We start from the raw sequence: 15,188 nt of genomic DNA, 5'->3' as shown, positions 1-15,188 counted from the left end.
GGTCTGGCTGCTGCCGGCGAGCGGCCTCATGCGAGGCGAGGAGTAGTGAGTATTCGATGACCGACGACCCCCGTAGCCGTGAGGGGAACGACGCCGAGGGGCGCTCGCCGTCGGATCTCGCCGACGCGAGAGGCCCGGCTCCGGAGTTCTCCCGGCCGGAGTTCCTGCCCGCCGACGCCGTGACCGGGCCGCAGGGCGACCGGCCCGACGACGGCTGGAGCCAGCTCGGCCCGCCGCCCGGCCCCGGCCGGTGGGACCACAACCCCCCGGGTGAGCCGGCACGGGGCCAGTGGGGCGGCCAGGACCGTCCGGACCCGTCCGCGCAGCACCGCCAGGACGGCTGGATCGACCCGCCCGAGGCGAGCGGCTGGGGCGACCCCTCCGGCCGCCCGCGCCAGGACACCGCGATCATGGTCTCGCCGTACGGGCAGCCCCGCAACGACGGCGCGGTCTTCGGCGACCCGCCGCCCCCGCCCTCCCGAGCCTTCGGCATGGGACCGGGCTGGGCGCCGCCGCCCGCGGGTCTCCCCGGAAACGGCATGGCTCCCGTCGGGTTCCCCGGACCCGGCGCGGCCCCCGGCCGGCGAGGACTGGGCACCGGTGCCTTCGTCGTCCTCGCCGTGGTGATCGCGCTGATCGCCTCGACGCTCGGCAGCGTCGGCACCTACCTCCTGACCCGCCCGAGCAGTGCGGGGTTCGACCCGTCCTACACCCTGCCGGCCGCCGACTCCGGCGCCAAGGCCAGGCCCCCGGAGTCGGTGGCGGGCGTGGCCGCCAAGGTGCTGCCCAGCGTGGTCTCGCTGGCGGTCGAGGGCGGGGGAAGCTCGGGCACCGGTTCCGGTTTCCTGATCAAGGGCGGCTACGTGGTGACCAACAACCACGTGGTCGCGGCCGCCGCGAACGGCGGTCAGATCCAGATCCAGTTCAACAACCGCAAGTCCACCTCGGCCCAGATCATCGGCCGCGATCCCGAGTCGGACCTGGCCGTGGTCAGGCCCGAGGAGACCTTCGGCATGCCGGAGATCACCCTCGGCAACTCCGACAACGTGGTGGTGGGCGACCCGGTCATCGCGATCGGCTCCCCGCTCGGCCTGACCGGCACGGTCACCACCGGCATCGTCAGCTCTCTCAACCGGCCGGTCCAGGCGGGTGAGGAGAACAGCTCCGACACCACCTGGTTCAGTGCGATCCAGACCGACGCCGCGATCAACCCCGGAAACTCCGGCGGTCCGCTGGTCAACGCCAGCGGCGAGGTCATCGGCGTCAACTCGGCGATCGCCACCCTCGGCAGGGAGGTCGGCGGGCAGAGCGGCAGCATCGGCCTCGGCTTCGCCATCCCCGTCAACCACGCGCGCCGGGTCGCCCAGGAACTGGTCACCAACAAGGTGGCGAGCAAGTCCCGGATCGGCGTGATGATCGACCCCGCCTACCAGGGGGTCGGGGTCCGGATCGCGGGCTCGCCGGTCGAGGGCAACCAACCGGTCACGCCCGGCGGCGCCGCCGACAGGGCCGGTCTCAAGCCGGGTGACGTCATCCTGGAGGTCAACGGCCTCGTGCTGCAGGACGGCAACGAGCTGATCGCCCTGGTCCGGGGCAAGGCCCCCGGGGACAAGCTGGAGGTCAAGTACCAGCGCGGCGGCCAGGAGAAGACGGCCACCGTGGTCGTTCAGGCCGACGTCGCCACGCCGACGCCTGAACCTTCCTGAGCAGCGCGCTATGGGTGCATGCTTGCCGTTGGGGGCATTAGTCTGGAAGCCGCTCCGGGAGACGTCCCGGAGCGCCGACCTTGGCGTTGAGCCCGTAGGAGATCACAGTGTTCGGACTCGGCTGGTTTGAGGTCGTGGCACTGGTGGTCATCGCCCTGCTCGTCTTCGGTCCCGAGAAGCTGCCCCAGGCCGCCGCCCAGGCCGGCAGGACTCTGCGCAACCTGCGGCGGATGGCCAACAGCGCCAAGGAGGACCTGAGGACGGGGCTGGGGCCCGAGTTCGCCGACTTCGATCCGGCGGATCTCCACCCGAAGAACTTCGTCCGCAAGCACCTGACCGCCGACCTGGAAGACGACTGGAACGCCGCCTCGTCCGCCGCCGCGATCGCCGCTCCGGCCTATGCCACGTCCTATGTGGCCGAGGCGGCCGGCGAGCTCGGCTACGGCGAGATCCCGCCGTACGACCCCGAGGCCACCTGAACCCCACGGGATCCCGGAGGCCGGCGAAGAGCCTGCAGACACACGGAAGAGGCGCCCCTCCGGGGGCGCCTCTCCGCTTTTCGCGGGCCGGGACTAGCGGCCCCGGGTGGGGGAGATCCCGAGCTGCATGCCCTTGAGGCTGGCCGACCTCTTGCTCAGGCCCGCCGCGATGCGGCGCAGTTCGGCCGCGGCCGGGGCGTCGGGGTCGGTGAGCACGAGCGGCTTGCCCTCGTCGCCGCCCTCGCGCAGCCGCATGTCGATCGGGACCTGGCCGAGCAGCGGCACGCGGGCACCGAGCGTGCGGGTGAGCGCGTCGGCCACGGTCTGGCCGCCGCCCTCGCCGAAGACCGAGATCCTCTCGTCGCAGTGCGGGCACGACATCCAGGCCATGTTCTCGATGACGCCGGCGATCTGCTGGTGGGTCTGGGCGGCGATGGATCCGGCGCGCTCGGCGACCTCGGCGGCGGCCTGCTGCGGGGTGGTCACCACGAGGATCTCGGCGGACGGCATGCGCTGCGCCACCGAGATCGCGATGTCGCCGGTGCCCGGGGGCAGGTCCATCAGCAGGACGTCGAGGTCGCCCCAGTAGACGTCGGCGAGGAACTGGTGCAGCGCGCGGTCCAGCATGGGACCGCGCCAGACCACCGGGGTGTTGCCCTCGGGCTTGAACATGCCGACCGAGATGACCTTGATGTCATGCGCCACCGGGGGCATGATCATGTCTTCGACCTTGGTGGGCCGCTCGGAGGTGCCGAGCATGCGGGGGATGCTGTGGCCGTAGATGTCGGCGTCCACGACACCGACCTTCATGCCGCTGGAGGCCATGGCGGCGGCGAGGTTCACCGTCACGGAGGACTTGCCGACACCGCCCTTGCCGGAGGCGACCGCGAAGACGCGGGTCAGCGAGCCGGCCTGGGCGAACGGGATCTCCTTCTCGGGCCCGCGGTCGCCGCGCAATTTGGTCTGGAGCGTCTTGCGCTGCTCGGCGCTCATGACGTCCATCTCGACCTGGACGCCGGTCACGCCGTCGATCTTGGAGACCGCACTGGTGACGTCACGGGTGATGGTGTCCTTCATGGGACAGCCCGAGACGGTGAGGAAGATGCCGACGCGCACCACCCCTTCGGGGGAGATGTCGATGCTCTTGACCATGTCGAGCTCGGTGATCGGCCGACGGATCTCAGGGTCGTTGACGGTTGCGAGGGCGGCCGTCACGAGTTCCGGGGTAGGTGCCATCGAAAGTGCCGGCATCAGACCGCCACCTTGAGGGCGACGGGGGTTGCCGTCCCTCCTTGTCTGTTGTCGTCCAGGCGTTCCACGGGTGAGTCCATGGTACGAACCCAGGGAGAGTGCGATGAATTCCGGGAGCTGCCCAGAAGAGCTGGATCCGGACAATTCATTGTGTAGATGCGCGTGCAACGTCCTAAGGTTACTTCGTGACCCTGACGGCGAGCGAGTCAAGAGGGACCATCAGCTCCGAGGAGCTGGTGGTCTGGCGCATGCTCCAGCGGGCCCAGGTGCGCATCACCCGGCTGCTGGAGGCGGATCTGCTGGTAGAGCACGACCTGGCCCTGGCCTCCTACGACGTGCTCACCCAGCTGTTCGAGTCCCCTGACCGGCGGCTGCGGATGAACGACCTGGCCGAGCGGGTGCTGCTCTCGCGCAGCGGCCTGACCCGGCTCATCGACCGGCTCCAGCGTGACGGCCTGGTCGAGCGCGAGGCCTGCACCAGTGACGCCCGCGGGCTGTTCGCGGTGCTGACCGACGCCGGTGCGCTGCGCCTGGCCGAGGCCACTCCCACCTACCTGCGCGGCATCCGGACCCGCTTCCTGGACGTCCTCGACGGTGACGAGCTCCGCCAGTGCGCCTCCATGCTCACCAAGCTGTTCCCGGAGTCCGAGACCGCCTGAAGCCGCCTTCGTCACTCGGGCGCGGGCGGCTCCACCCGGCGGAGCCCGCCCCGCCGTCCTTCGCCACGGCGGGCTCCGGCCGGAAGCCCCGGAGCGCGACGGGGGCGTCTCAGGGGGCGCCGTTCGGCCGGAAGGCGACGGCGTCGCGGTCCTCTCGCAGTTCCTCCTGGAGATGCTGGAGCTCCGAGCGGATGTAGTCGCGGGTGGCCACCTCGCCGAGAGCGATGCGCAGGGCCGCGATCTCGCGGGTCAGGTACTCGACGTCGGCCTGGTTGCGCTCGGCCGCCCGGCGGTCGTGCTCGTTCTGGACCCGGTCCCGGTCGTCCTGGCGGTTCTGGGCGAGGAGGATCAGCGGGGCGGCGTAGGAGGCCTGGAGCGAGAGCATGAGCGTGAGGAAGATGAACGGGTAGGGGTCGAAGCGCCAGGCGCCGGGGGCGAAGATGTTCCACAGGATCCAGAGCGCGACGAACCCGGTCATGTAGACGAGGAACCTGGCGGTGCCGAGGAACCTGGCGATGCGTTCCGACAGCCGTCCGAACGCCTCGCGGTCGTAGGCCGGGCGCAGGCGCGGGCCCAGTTCCCTGGGCTGGTCGAGCCGGTCGGTCATGCTCATGCTCCTTCTCCGCCGATCTCCCGCTCCCGCCAGTCGCCGGGGAGCAGGTGGTCGAGCACGTCGTCCACGGTGACCGCGCCGACCAGGCGGCCCGCTCCGTCCACCACGGGCACCGCGACCAGGTCGTAGTTGGCCAGGTAGGAGGTCACCTGCTTCAGGGTGAAGTCGGGCCTGATCGGATCGAGCGAGTCGTCCATGATCGTTCCCACCAGGGTGGCCGGCGGCTCGCGCAGCAGGCGCTGGAAGTGGACGAGGCCGAGGAACCTGCCGGTCGGCGTCTCGACGGGCGCCCGGGACACGTAGACCTGGGTGGCCACGGCCGGGATGTGGTCCTGCTGGCGGATGTGGGCCAGGGCCTCGGCGACGGTGGCGTTGGGGGGGAGGATGATCGGCTCGGATGTCATGATGCCGCCGGCGGTGTTCTCCGGGTAGATCAGCAACCTGCGGACCGGGGCCGCCTCCTCGGGCTCCATCAGCGCCATCAGCGCCTCGGCCTGCTCCGTGGGGAGGTCCTGGAGCAGGTCCGCCGCGTCGTCGGGGTCCATCTCCTCCAGCACGTCGGCGGCCCGCTCCGGTTCGAGGCGGCTGAGGATGCCGATCTGGTCGGGCTCGGGGAGCTCCTCCAGGACCTCGGCGAGTCGTACGTCGTCCAGTGCGGCGGCCACCTCGGCCCGCCGCTTGTCGGACAGCGTGTGCAGGGCGCTGGCCAGGTCGGCGGCGCGTCCGCTCTCGAAGGCGGCCAGCAGGCCGGCCGCGCCCTGGTCCTTCTGCACCGCGCCGAAGCCGCTGACCTCGCTCCAGTCCACGATCCGGTTCGCGCCCCGCCGCCGCAGGCCCAGCCCGGGACCGCCCTTGACCAGGGCGACCTTGGTGATCAGCCACTCCGTGCTCCTGGCCTTCTCCATGGCCAGGTCCAGCACGGTCATCCGCTCGCCGCCGGACTCCACCGACAGGTCGAGCATCTCGGCGATGACCAGGGACTCCGAGGCCCGCTGCTCGAACCTGCGCATGTTGATCCGGCCGCTGAAGACGATCGAGCCCGCCTCGATGTTGAGCACGCGGGTGATCGGCACGAAGACCCGGCGGCGCGGCTGGACCTCCACCACCAGCCCGTGCACCGGCGGCGGCGCGGATCCTGCCACGGCGACCACCACGTCGCGCAACCGGCCGATCTGGTCGCCCGCCGGGTCGAAGACCGGGGTGCCGGCGAGCCGGGCGATGAAGATCCTCACATTCGAAGCGTAGGCCGTATGCCCGGACAGAGCCCCCATGGCACGCCCATATGCCGGACGCCTCTTGCCGGTTCTTGCCCCACCATGACAGCATCAAAAGACTTAAACGGTAGTTACATGGGTGGTGTCGCATGAGGCAGTCGGGCCTGTTGGTCGCGTTCGCGTCGTCCTGGTGTTTCGCCTTCTCCGGGCCGATGGCCAAGTACCTCGCCGCCGCCGGGCTCGCGCCGCTCGAGTCGGTCTGGGCGAGGATGGCCGGTGCGGGACTGCTCCTCGTCGGCATCCTGGCGGTGGTCAGGCCCCGAGCCCTGCGCATCCCGCGCTCGCGGCTGCTGTTCTTCCTCGCCTACGCGGTGGTCGCGGTGGCGGGCGTGCAGGCGCTCTACTTCGCGGCGATCACGAGGTTGCCGGTGGGCGTCACCCTGCTCATCGAGTTCACCTCGCCGGTGCTCGTCGTGCTCTGGGTGCGCTTCGTCCGCCGGGTACGGCTGCCGCGCGCGGCGTTCACGGGGGCCGTGGTCGCCGTCGTGGGGCTCGGCATCGTGGTGGAGGTCTGGTCGGGCCTGAGCCTGGACCCGTTCGGCCTGCTGCTCGCCTTCGGCGCGGCGGCGTGCTGCGCCGGATACTTCCTGCTCAGCGACGGCTTCGGCGACGACGTGGACCCGCTCGGTCTCATCGCCTGGGGCCTGCTCGGCGCGGCCGCCGTGCTCGTCCCGATCTCCCGGCCGTGGGACATCCCGTGGACGGCGTTCACGCTGACCGCCACGCCCGAGGGGGGATACACCCTGCCGGTGCTCGGGGCCGCGCTCTGGATGATCCTGATCGCCACAGTCATCGCCTACATCCTCGGCGTCACCGCGGTCCGCCGTCTCTCTGCCGCGGTCGGCTCCACCGTCGCCTCGCTGGAGGTCATCGCCGGGGCGGTGGTCGCCTGGGTGCTGCTCGGGGAGGCGCTGGGCGTCTTCCAGATCATCGGCGGCCTCATCGTGCTCACCGGCGCCTACCTCGCGCAGCGGGCCACGACCGGCCTGGCCGAGCCCGTCCGGGAGGTCAGGGAACCGGTCCCGGCGGTGTGAGGCGGGTCAGGCGGCCGGGCTGCGGGGCGTGAGCCGTACGACCTGGGACTCGGCGGCCCAGCGTGCCGTCAGGCCCGCGCCGTCGGCGGCGTTGAGCCGGTCCTTGGCGAGCGCGGCCACCGCGTCGGCGTCCGCGGCCTGGTCCACCACCTCGACCGAGGCGTCGAAGACGACCAGCCGTCCGCCGTTGTCCTTGCTCCGCAACGTCACCTCCACGCGGTCCGCGCCGGCCAGCCCGGGGAGCTCCTGCTCGCCGCCGCCGGTGACCACGTAGATCGCGCCGTCGTGCCAGGTGTGCCAGGCCAGCCGGGGCCGGTCCAGGGACAGCCACAGGATGCTCGACTTCTTGGCGCCCTCTTCGATCACGCTCATGGCATGAATGTACGGCCTGCGCCTCCTCACGTCCGGGGCGCAGGCCGTACGGGATCGCCGGATCAGCGGCGGGCGAGCTTCCAGGCCGCCGGGAGCAGCCCGGCGGCGACAGCGATCTTGACCGCGTCGCCGACCAGGAAGGGGAGCACGCCGACGGCGAGCGCCTTGCCGAGACCGAGGCCGGTGACGGCGATGAGGACAGGCAGACCGAAGGCGTAGATGACCAGGTTGCCCAGGACCATCGTGCCGACCGTGCGGGCCACCGTGCGGTCGCCGCCGCGCTCGGCGAGCTTGCCGACCAAGGCGGCGGCGGCGATGAAGCCGATGACGTAGCCGAAGGTGGGACCGCCGAAGCCGGAGGCGCCGCCCGCGAACCACGGCACGCCCGCGATGCCGACCAGCATGTAGAGCGCCATGCTCAGCACCGCGCGGTTCATGCCGAGGGCCGCGCCGACGAGCACCACGGCGAAGGTCTGGCCGGTGACCGGAACCGGCCACATCGGGAAGGTGAGCTGCGCGGCCAGGCCGGTCAGGGCGGCACCGCCGATGACGAGTGCGATGTCGCGGACCCGCGAACCGGGGATCAGATCGGACAGTACGGCGGGCCGGGCCACCGAGGAGGCGTTTGCCATCGTGTATCTCTCCCTTTACCGAGGCGTCGTGCCCATTATTCGGACAGTCCTCCTGGAATCCGCTCAAGGGGTGCGCCAAGAACGGTGGTGAGACTTTGTATGACCGCCATAGACACCGCCACGGGGCAGAGCGCCGCCGCGGACGGTCTCGCGGACGGGGCCGCCCTGCCGCGGACGCCCGAGCGCCCGCTACCGTATGGCCATGCGCTCCCGACGTTCGTGTCTCGCGGTCCCCGGCAGCAACCCCCGCTTCCTGGAGAAGGCGCAGGGCCTGGCCGCCGACGAGGTCTTCCTCGACCTGGAGGACTCCGTCGCGCCGCTGGCCAAGGAGGGCGCGCGCAAGAACATCGTGGCCGCCCTGCGCGAGGGCGACTGGTCGGGCAAGGTCCGGGTCGTGCGGGTCAACGACCTGGGCACGCAGTGGACCTACCGGGACGTCATCGAGGTGGTGGAGGGCGCGGGGGAGCTCCTCGACTGCCTGATGCTGCCCAAGGTCGAGGACGCCACCCAGGTGGTCTGGCTGGACACGCTGCTCACCCAGATCGAGAAGGCCAACGGGCTGCCGGTGGGACGGATCGGCATCGAGGCGCAGATCGAGAGCGCCCGCGGGCTGGTCAACGTGGACGCCATCGCGGGGGCGTCGCCCCGCCTGGAGACACTGGTCTTCGGCCCCGCCGACTTCATGGCCTCGATCAACATGCGGACCCTCGTGGTGGGCGAGCAGCCGCCCGGCTACACCGAGGGCGACGCCTACCACTACATCCTGATGCGCATCCTGATGGCCGCCCGCTCGCACGACCTGCAGGCCGTCGACGGGCCGTACCTCGCGATCAGGGATCTGGACGGCTACCGCAAGGTGGCCGGGCGTGCGGCGGCGCTCGGGTTCGACGGCAAGTGGGTGCTGCACCCGAGCCAGGTCGAGGCGGCCAACGAGGTGTTCTCTCCCTCCCAGGAGGACTACGACCGAGCCGAGCTCATCCTTGACGCGTACGAGTACTACACGACGGTGGAGAAGCGCGGCGCGGTCATGCTCGGCGACGAGATGATCGACGAGGCGTCCCGGAAGATGGCGCTGGTGGTGGCGGCCAAGGGCCGCGCGGCCGGGTTCCCCCGCACCAGCGCCTTCACGCCGCCTACAGCTTGACCCCGATCGTGGTGAAGAACCACAGCGACGAGGTCAGCCAGAGCCCGGTCAGGGCGGTGAACGTCAGCCCGCCGAGCAGCGGGAGGGTCCAGCCCGGCAGTCCGCGCTTGGGCAGGGCCAGCATCTTCGCGGTGAAGACGCCGTAGAAGAAGCAGCCCAGCAGCGAGTGGATCATCACGCGCGGCACGTCGAACTGGGTGCCGAGCGCGTACAGGCAGTGGAACGCCACCGGGATCGTCAGGACGAACGCGACCCGGCCCGACCAGCGGTGCAGTGTGCCGATCCACGGGGCGTTCATCCTGATCTTGCCCCACATCACGAGGGCGGAGAAGAGCTGGACTCCGGCGAGCAGGAACGCGCCGGTGGTGAGCCAGGCCTTCATGGCCAGCGGCCCGGAGAACCCGGCCGGACCGACCGCGTAACCCGTGGGCGGGTGGACGCGCCCGTAGACGCCCAGCGCGACCGCGACCAGTCCGCCCACGACGAGCGGGACGAGCAGCGGGGCGAGGTTCTGCCTCGCGGGAAGCCGGGAGACCTGCGTGTCGTTCGTGTCACTCATGAGATCTCCCCGATGAACTCGTCGACGTCCTTGGGATCGACCTCTTCGCCGTTGACGGTGGCGTTCTCACCCGGCTCCGGGATCGCGACCTCGGCGGGCTCGCCGTCGACGAGGGTCAGGCCGACCCTGCTGCCGTCGTCGAGATAGATCCATCCCGCCCGGACCTGCGCGCCGCGGACGATCGCGCTGGCCCGGTAGAGGCCGGAGGGCTTCTTGACGGTGGGCGCGGTGAAGTCCCACTTCCTGGAACCGAACTCCAGCGTCCCGGAGGCCTTGCCGCCGCCGAGCTTCGCCACGACGGAGGCGTTGCCGGGGCCGGAGAGGGTGACCCGGCCGTCGGCGGCCTTCCCCTTCATCCAGGCCTCGATCCTGCCGTCGCAGAAGTAGCCGACGGCCTTGCCGTTGCGGATGGAGACGGCGATGAGCCCGCCGTTGCCCTGGACCCGGCCCGCGTAGTCGGCCTTGGCCGGGACGGGCTTGACGCTCTTGACGGGCGCGGGCGGCGCCGAGGCCTCCGAGGTGGCCTCGGCCACCGGGGCGGGCTCGCCCTGCGCGTTGACGTTCTGTGTTGTGGGTGAAGTGGTCGCGCTGAGCACGCCGAGCGCGACGGTCATCACCGCGCCGACGGCCAGCGTGAGAACGGGCCCCAGCCGTTTCATGGTCTGCTCCCTGGGGTTGGGTTTTCCTGCCCCCCATGAAAGGTCCCACCGGCGAGGGTGTCTGTGAAGTAATCCGCACAGGTGAGATCTCCTCCGCGGGAGGAGGCGCGATCCGGTTCCCTCCGGGACAGGAGATCCAGGTGAGCTCATCGTGGCCTCCTGGATAGACGAAACAGGATTTATCTCTGTAAGGAGGGACAAATCAGGTGTCTGGTTGGTGAATCTCCCTAGAGAGGTCTCGCCAGAGCGGCCCTGACGTGTTGCTCTGGAGGGTGTACGGCCCGCCGCGGCGGGCCCGGGCGGCGGAGGTGATCGTTTCGACGGGACGGGTAGTAGTAGGGTCGCCTGGGATTCACCGCTCCTGCAGGGGTTGGCGGTTGATCGCCATGGGACAACTGGAACGGTCCGGGAGTCAGGGGATCCGGACGCGTAGGCTTCCTGCGAGGAGGTGCTGAGCGTGGCCTCGGGCCCTCACGACCCGCGCTCGCGAGAATGGCCGCCGGACGACGACGGCGTGCCCGACGACACGGAACACCCGTCCCGGTCACAGGAGCCCCACCAGTCCCCGCCGACGATCCAGCACACCCCGCCCGGCCCCTCCGACGACCGCCCCCGGGGCCTGCCCCTGTCCTCGCCCTGGGTGTCCCCGCCCTTCGCGGCTCCCTCCCCGGACGACGCGGACCCTCCCCGGCCCTCCGGTGAACGCCGCCGCCCCTACAGCCAGCCGTACGGCACCCGCCCCCCGGCCCCCGCCGAGCCACCCGCCGAGCCGCCCGCCGCCCCCGGCGGCACCGCCTCCGCCGACGGTCCGCCCGCCGCAGAATCGTCCGCAGGGCTGCCGGCAGCGTCGCCGGCCGGGTCGTCCGAGCCTCCTGAGACCGCAGCGGGACCGGGGCCGCGCCGCAGGAGGGCCGACCGGCCGGATCTGCTGGTCGCCTCGGGGCCGCCCAGGGAACCCCGCGCCCGCGTCTCCCGGGGGGAACCTCGCGGGGAGGGGGGCTCCCCCACCGGCCCGGCGCGGGAGCCCGCGCGTCCGGCGGACTCCGAGCTGGTATGGCCGGTGCGGAAGCCGGAACCGGTGCCCGGGCCGCCCGCCGCCCCCGCCCCCGCTCCCGGAGAGCCGGAAGAGCCGCGTGAGGAGGGGCGCACGCCACCCGCGCCACCCCCGCACGAGCAGGACGATCCGCCCGCGCCGCACGGGCAGGACGAGCCTCACCCGCACGAGCAGGACGACTTCGAGCCGGTGCGCCGTGTCGGGCGGCCGCCCGGAGGCCGTCCGGCCCGGCCGGATCTCCTGGTGGCCCAGGGCCCGCCCCGCAAGCGCGGTCCCAACGGAGGGCGGCACCACCGCTCGGCCACGGCGCCCTCGGCCGTGCGCCGTTCCAGCCCGGCGCGGAGCAGGCGCGGCCGGGGGCTGGTGATCCCCTTCCTGATGGTCCTCGTCCTGACCGCCGCCGTCGGCGGGGGCCTGGTGCTGTGGGGCTGGATGAGCAGCCCGTTCGCCACGGGCCTCAGCCTGGTCGGGGACGACTTCCGGCTGGGGGACGAGACCTTCGTCTCCCCGACGGCCGGCCACGGGGACGGGGCCAACCAGGTGCTCAACGACGTCGTCTCGGTCGGCTCCACCACGGTCGCGGTCGGCAGCGACACCACCAGCCCCGTGCCCCGTCCGCTGTTCCTGGTCTCGTCGGACGGAGGCGCGACCTGGCGACTGGGCGAGGTCGCCGGACCGGTGGGGCGGGAGGGCGCGCCGACCACCGTCGGCCTGGTGGCGGGCGGTGACGGCCGCTGGCTGGCCGCCGGGAACGAGCCGTTCAGCACCGCGCCGGGGCTGTGGACCAGCGTCGACGGCCGGTCGTGGCGCGCGGAGAACCCCGCGGGGCTGACCGCCTTCGGGACCGGGGGGCAGATCATGGATCTGGCCCGCACCTCCTCCGGGTTCGTCGCGGTCGGCGCCACCTTCCTCGACGACGGCACCTACGGGGCCGCGGCCTGGACCTCTGCGGACGGGCGGGCCTGGACCCGGGTCGAGGCGCGCGACCTCGGCCCGTCCGTGCGCGGCCTCCAGGCGGTCGCGGCCCGGGGGGACGCCGTGGTCGCGCTGGCCGACCCGGCGGACGAGGACTCCGGCGCCGTCGTCCTGCGCTCCGGCGACGGAGGGAGGTCCTGGCTCCGGGCCGGGAAGGTCCTGGACGGGGTGACCCCGCGGACGGGCTCCCTGGCCGCGGCGGGCAAGGGGTTCGTGCTCGTTCCCACCCAGCAGCGCGACGCCAGGGGCGAGGTCCGCGCCTACTGCTCCGCCAACGGCGGCACCTGGGACCCGTGCGGCGCCATCACCGGACTGGATCCCCAGGGGTCGGGGGTGAAGCGCCTGGCCTCCTCCTCCGCGGGAGTGGCCGCGGTCGCGGAGTCGGGCCCCGAGCGCTACGCCGTCTACACCAGCAAGGACGGCCGCGACTGGGCCAGGACCACCGAGCTCGGCGAGGTCTCCGGCACGCTGAGGGCGCTGGCGATCTCCGACGAGGGCATGCTCGTCGCCGGGGGTGACAGGCGGGCCGTGGGGGAGGACAACCGGCTCGTCCTCATCACGGCCCCTCCGGGAGGCGAGGCGAGGCCGGTCGCCCTGGACGCGATCGCGGGGCTCAACCGGGTCGCGCGGGAGACGGCGCGGGTGGCCGCGGGTGACGGCGTGTTCGTGGCCGTCGGCACGGCCTCCGGCGACGCCGGGATCTGGACGAGCGCGGACGGCGAGGAATGGCGGGCCGGCGGTCCCGCGCAGATCTTCGGCGGCCGGTACCGGCAGGCGCTCGACGATGTCGCGCACGGCCGGCGGGGCTGGCTCGCCGTGGGCGGCGCGATGAACGGGGTCGCCTCGACCGAGCCCCTGCTCGTCACCTCCGCCGACGGGCAGAACTGGCGCAGGGTCCCGGTCATGGGCTCCCTCGCGCCGGGGGACGGCCGCACCTTCCTCGCCGCCCACGCGGTCGCGGCGGGCCGTTCCGGATACGTGCTGGCCGGCGAGGAGCGCGACCTGGCCTCGGCCACCCCGGTCCTGTGGTTCTCCAGCGACCTGAAGCGCTACACCAGGGCGGGCAGGCTCCCCTCGGGCGGCGCCGGTGTGCGTCTGCACGACGTCTCGCCCACCTCCTCCGGATACATGGCCGTCGGAGGCTCCGGTACGGCCGGGCGGGAGACCGGCGTGGTGTGGGTCTCGGCCGACGGGGTCAACTGGAGCGCGCGCGAACCGGTCCTGCCCGCGGGGGCGAGCGCGGCGATCCTGCGACACGTGGTCACGTACGGCGGGCAGGTGGTCGTGGCCGGCGGCGCGGAGACCGAGGACGGCCCCCGGGCCTTCGCCGCGGTCTCCCGGGACAACGGGGCGACGTGGCGGACGACCTGGCTCCCGGCCGATCGGGCGGCCGCCGTACAGGACCTGGCGGCGACCCAGGAAGGCGTGGTGGCGGTGGGCTGGCAGGGCGAGCCCGGTGAGGGGGACAGCGCGGCCTGGACCTCCGAGGACGGGCTGTCCTGGCAGCGGCACACGCCCACCCGGGGACGGCTCGCCGGCGAGGGCGCCCAGGGACTCGGCGCGGTCGCGGTCTCCGGTGACCGGGTGGTGGCCCTGGGACGGTCCACCACCTATGACGCAGACCACCTCATCCTGTGGCGCTCGACCCTGGCGGCCGGTCGATGAGCGCCCATCCGGCCAGGACGTCCAGGAGGCCGGGCGACAGCGGCAGGTCCGGCAGCTCGCCGGGGTCGAACCAGCGGGCGTCGGCGGCGTCGTCACCGGCGGCGAGCGTGCCGCCGGTGGCCTCGGCCAGGTAGTCGCGGATCTCGTAGACGACGCGGCCGGGGCCGGGGCGGTCCACGACGCCGGCCAGGGAGCCGACCGAGACCGTCAGCCCGGTCTCCTCCAGAACCTCGCGGGCGACCGCCTCGGCGTCGGACTCGCCGGGCTCGATCCGGCCGCCGGGAACGGACCAGAGCCCCTCCCCGGGCGGGTGCCCGCGACGAACCAAGAGAATTTGTCCGGATTCATTAAAAATGATTGCCCCCACACAATTTACGCGCACATGGACAATATTACGACTGGATAACGGGTTGCACTCTTGACTCAAGGGTGGCTGGAGGCGCACCGTGGGTAGTCGTGAGAGCCTCGCCTACCTGTCCACGTTGCTTCGGGCCGCTCCGTCCGCCGAGTGCTTGGTCAAGCGCCTGGCGGTGTGGCCCGCACGGTGACGTCCTGCCGCTGCAGCCGCCGAGACACCCGTCGTCCGCCGCTGTGGAGGCGATCAGCCAGAGCGCACGCGTTCCGGTCTGGCTGCCATGGCCGCTGCCGCAGGGGTGGCTGGTCACCGGCTTCGCCGAGGCCGGCGACGAGCGCACGGGCGGCAGGGCCACGGTGGTCGCGCTCTCCGGGCCCTCCGTCACCCGGGGCCCCGCCGATCTGCTGATCATCGCCGAGGAACCCGGCGTCGGGCTCGGCGCGGGGTTCGCCGGGCTGGACGGCCCCGACCCGGGAGACGGGTTCGGCACCGGCCCGCCGCACGCGAAGATCGAGGTGAAGGGGCATCCGGCCGCCCTCTGGTGCGTGGAGGCGCCGGCCGACCGGGCTGTCTACGCGGGCGAGGCGCTGGGCGACTGGCTGTGGGCGATCGCCTGGCCTGCCGAGGCGGGCTGCATGATCGCGCTGTCCGAGCTCTGCATGCGCGATCTGCGGGACGACGGCCAGGCCTTCGACCTGCCGTTCGGAGCCTTCTCCCCCCGCCTGGTCGGAGGAGAAAGCTGACCTCATCACTCGGC

General features: G+C 72.3%; 15 protein-coding genes. 7 read left to right on the top strand and 8 right to left on the bottom strand.

Annotated elements, in window-relative coordinates; all coding sequences use genetic code 11:
• Window positions 1-56 precede the first annotated feature (56 nt).
• Both HS041_RS37720 and HS041_RS37715 read left to right on the top strand, forming a co-directional pair.
• Window positions 57-1,706, top strand: coding sequence for a trypsin-like peptidase domain-containing protein (locus HS041_RS37720; protein ID WP_196445713.1), 1,650 nt, complete (start codon window positions 57-59; stop codon window positions 1,704-1,706).
• A gap of 107 nt (window positions 1,707-1,813) precedes the next feature.
• Window positions 1,814-2,185 carry a sec-independent translocase gene (locus tag HS041_RS37715; protein WP_196445712.1) on the top strand — a complete coding sequence of 124 codons (372 nt, stop codon included), beginning with the start codon at window positions 1,814-1,816 and terminating at the stop codon, window positions 2,183-2,185.
• Between the two features lie 93 nt (window positions 2,186-2,278).
• Here the strand turns inward: HS041_RS37715 and HS041_RS37710 are convergent, their stop codons facing one another.
• The gene (locus tag HS041_RS37710; RefSeq protein ID WP_196445711.1) at window positions 2,279-3,436 is read right to left on the bottom strand and encodes an Mrp/NBP35 family ATP-binding protein; all 1,158 of its coding nucleotides are present in this window, start codon (window positions 3,434-3,436) and stop codon (window positions 2,279-2,281) included.
• A gap of 185 nt (window positions 3,437-3,621) precedes the next feature.
• Here HS041_RS37710 and HS041_RS37705 point away from each other — a divergent pair, with 185 nt between their 5' ends.
• A complete protein-coding gene (locus HS041_RS37705) occupies window positions 3,622-4,095 on the top strand; it encodes a MarR family winged helix-turn-helix transcriptional regulator (protein WP_307845645.1) in 474 nt (157 codons plus the stop codon).
• A gap of 109 nt (window positions 4,096-4,204) precedes the next feature.
• On the opposite strand, the gene HS041_RS37700 is transcribed toward HS041_RS37705, so the two are convergent.
• Together HS041_RS37700 and HS041_RS37695 are read right to left on the bottom strand one after the other, a co-directional pair.
• Complete coding sequence (locus HS041_RS37700) at window positions 4,205-4,708, bottom strand: DUF1003 domain-containing protein (RefSeq protein WP_374058930.1); 504 nt, start codon at window positions 4,706-4,708, stop codon at window positions 4,205-4,207.
• Window positions 4,705-5,940 (bottom strand): magnesium transporter MgtE N-terminal domain-containing protein, encoded by a 1,236-nt coding sequence (locus HS041_RS37695; protein ID WP_501224842.1) that lies wholly within the window; start codon window positions 5,938-5,940, stop codon window positions 4,705-4,707. The genes HS041_RS37700 and HS041_RS37695 overlap by 4 nt, the downstream gene beginning before the upstream one ends.
• 131 nt (window positions 5,941-6,071) lie before the next feature.
• On the opposite strand from HS041_RS37695, the gene HS041_RS37690 reads away from it, so the two are divergent.
• Window positions 6,072-7,016: an EamA family transporter gene (locus HS041_RS37690; RefSeq protein ID WP_196445709.1), complete on the top strand. Its 945-nt coding sequence runs from the start codon at window positions 6,072-6,074 to the stop codon at window positions 7,014-7,016.
• 6 nt (window positions 7,017-7,022) lie between these two features.
• On the opposite strand, the gene HS041_RS37685 is transcribed toward HS041_RS37690, so the two are convergent.
• Together HS041_RS37685 and HS041_RS37680 are read right to left on the bottom strand one after the other, a co-directional pair.
• A complete protein-coding gene (locus HS041_RS37685) occupies window positions 7,023-7,388 on the bottom strand; it encodes a hypothetical protein (RefSeq protein WP_196445708.1) in 366 nt (121 codons plus the stop codon).
• A gap of 62 nt (window positions 7,389-7,450) precedes the next feature.
• A complete protein-coding gene (locus HS041_RS37680) occupies window positions 7,451-8,020 on the bottom strand; it encodes a biotin transporter BioY (RefSeq protein WP_196445707.1) in 570 nt (189 codons plus the stop codon).
• 202 nt (window positions 8,021-8,222) lie between these two features.
• On the opposite strand from HS041_RS37680, the gene HS041_RS37675 reads away from it, so the two are divergent.
• Window positions 8,223-9,164, top strand: coding sequence for an HpcH/HpaI aldolase/citrate lyase family protein (locus HS041_RS37675; RefSeq protein ID WP_230880406.1), 942 nt, complete (start codon window positions 8,223-8,225; stop codon window positions 9,162-9,164).
• Here HS041_RS37675 and HS041_RS37670 read toward each other — a convergent pair.
• Window positions 9,154-9,723, bottom strand: a complete 570-nt coding sequence (locus HS041_RS37670; RefSeq protein ID WP_196445705.1) for a DUF6529 family protein — start codon at window positions 9,721-9,723, stop codon at window positions 9,154-9,156. The two genes, HS041_RS37675 and HS041_RS37670, sit on opposite strands and share 11 nt — an antisense overlap.
• The gene (locus HS041_RS37665) at window positions 9,720-10,382 is read right to left on the bottom strand and encodes a hypothetical protein (protein ID WP_196445704.1); all 663 of its coding nucleotides are present in this window, start codon (window positions 10,380-10,382) and stop codon (window positions 9,720-9,722) included. Before HS041_RS37665 ends, HS041_RS37670 begins: the two co-directional genes overlap by 4 nt.
• Before the next feature lie 457 nt (window positions 10,383-10,839).
• On the opposite strand from HS041_RS37665, the gene HS041_RS37660 reads away from it, so the two are divergent.
• Window positions 10,840-14,076 (top strand): hypothetical protein, encoded by a 3,237-nt coding sequence (locus HS041_RS37660; RefSeq protein WP_196445703.1) that lies wholly within the window; start codon window positions 10,840-10,842, stop codon window positions 14,074-14,076.
• Here HS041_RS37660 and HS041_RS37655 read toward each other — a convergent pair.
• Window positions 14,039-14,443, bottom strand: a complete 405-nt coding sequence (locus HS041_RS37655; RefSeq protein ID WP_307845644.1) for an NUDIX hydrolase — start codon at window positions 14,441-14,443, stop codon at window positions 14,039-14,041. The two genes, HS041_RS37660 and HS041_RS37655, sit on opposite strands and share 38 nt — an antisense overlap.
• Before the next feature lie 62 nt (window positions 14,444-14,505).
• On the opposite strand from HS041_RS37655, the gene HS041_RS37650 reads away from it, so the two are divergent.
• The gene (locus HS041_RS37650; protein ID WP_374058929.1) at window positions 14,506-15,174 is read left to right on the top strand and encodes a DUF6758 family protein; all 669 of its coding nucleotides are present in this window, start codon (window positions 14,506-14,508) and stop codon (window positions 15,172-15,174) included.
• Window positions 15,175-15,188: the final 14 nt, after the last annotated feature.

Source organism: Planomonospora sp. ID67723 (assembly GCF_015711605.1).
In the GTDB taxonomy this organism is placed as follows: Bacteria; Actinomycetota; Actinomycetes; order Streptosporangiales; family Streptosporangiaceae; genus Planomonospora_A.
Note: the sequence above shows the minus strand (reverse complement) of the source record. Positions and strands in the feature narration are given on the sequence as shown.

Excerpts from the sequence above, each read along its gene's own strand:
- HS041_RS37720 (WP_196445713.1), top strand. The coding sequence starts at position 57 with ATGACCGACGACCCCCGTAGCCGTGAGGGGAACGACGCCGAGGGGCGC.
- HS041_RS37710 (WP_196445711.1), bottom strand. The coding sequence starts at position 3,436 with ATGCCGGCACTTTCGATGGCACCTACCCCGGAACTCGTGACGGCCGCC.
- HS041_RS37700 (WP_374058930.1), bottom strand. The coding sequence starts at position 4,708 with ATGAGCATGACCGACCGGCTCGACCAGCCCAGGGAACTGGGCCCGCGC.
- HS041_RS37690 (WP_196445709.1), top strand. The coding sequence starts at position 6,072 with ATGAGGCAGTCGGGCCTGTTGGTCGCGTTCGCGTCGTCCTGGTGTTTC.
- HS041_RS37685 (WP_196445708.1), bottom strand. The coding sequence starts at position 7,388 with ATGAGCGTGATCGAAGAGGGCGCCAAGAAGTCGAGCATCCTGTGGCTG.
- HS041_RS37680 (WP_196445707.1), bottom strand. The coding sequence starts at position 8,020 with ATGGCAAACGCCTCCTCGGTGGCCCGGCCCGCCGTACTGTCCGATCTG.
- HS041_RS37675 (WP_230880406.1), top strand. The coding sequence starts at position 8,223 with ATGCGCTCCCGACGTTCGTGTCTCGCGGTCCCCGGCAGCAACCCCCGC.
- HS041_RS37670 (WP_196445705.1), bottom strand. The coding sequence starts at position 9,723 with ATGAGTGACACGAACGACACGCAGGTCTCCCGGCTTCCCGCGAGGCAG.
- HS041_RS37665 (WP_196445704.1), bottom strand. The coding sequence starts at position 10,382 with ATGAAACGGCTGGGGCCCGTTCTCACGCTGGCCGTCGGCGCGGTGATG.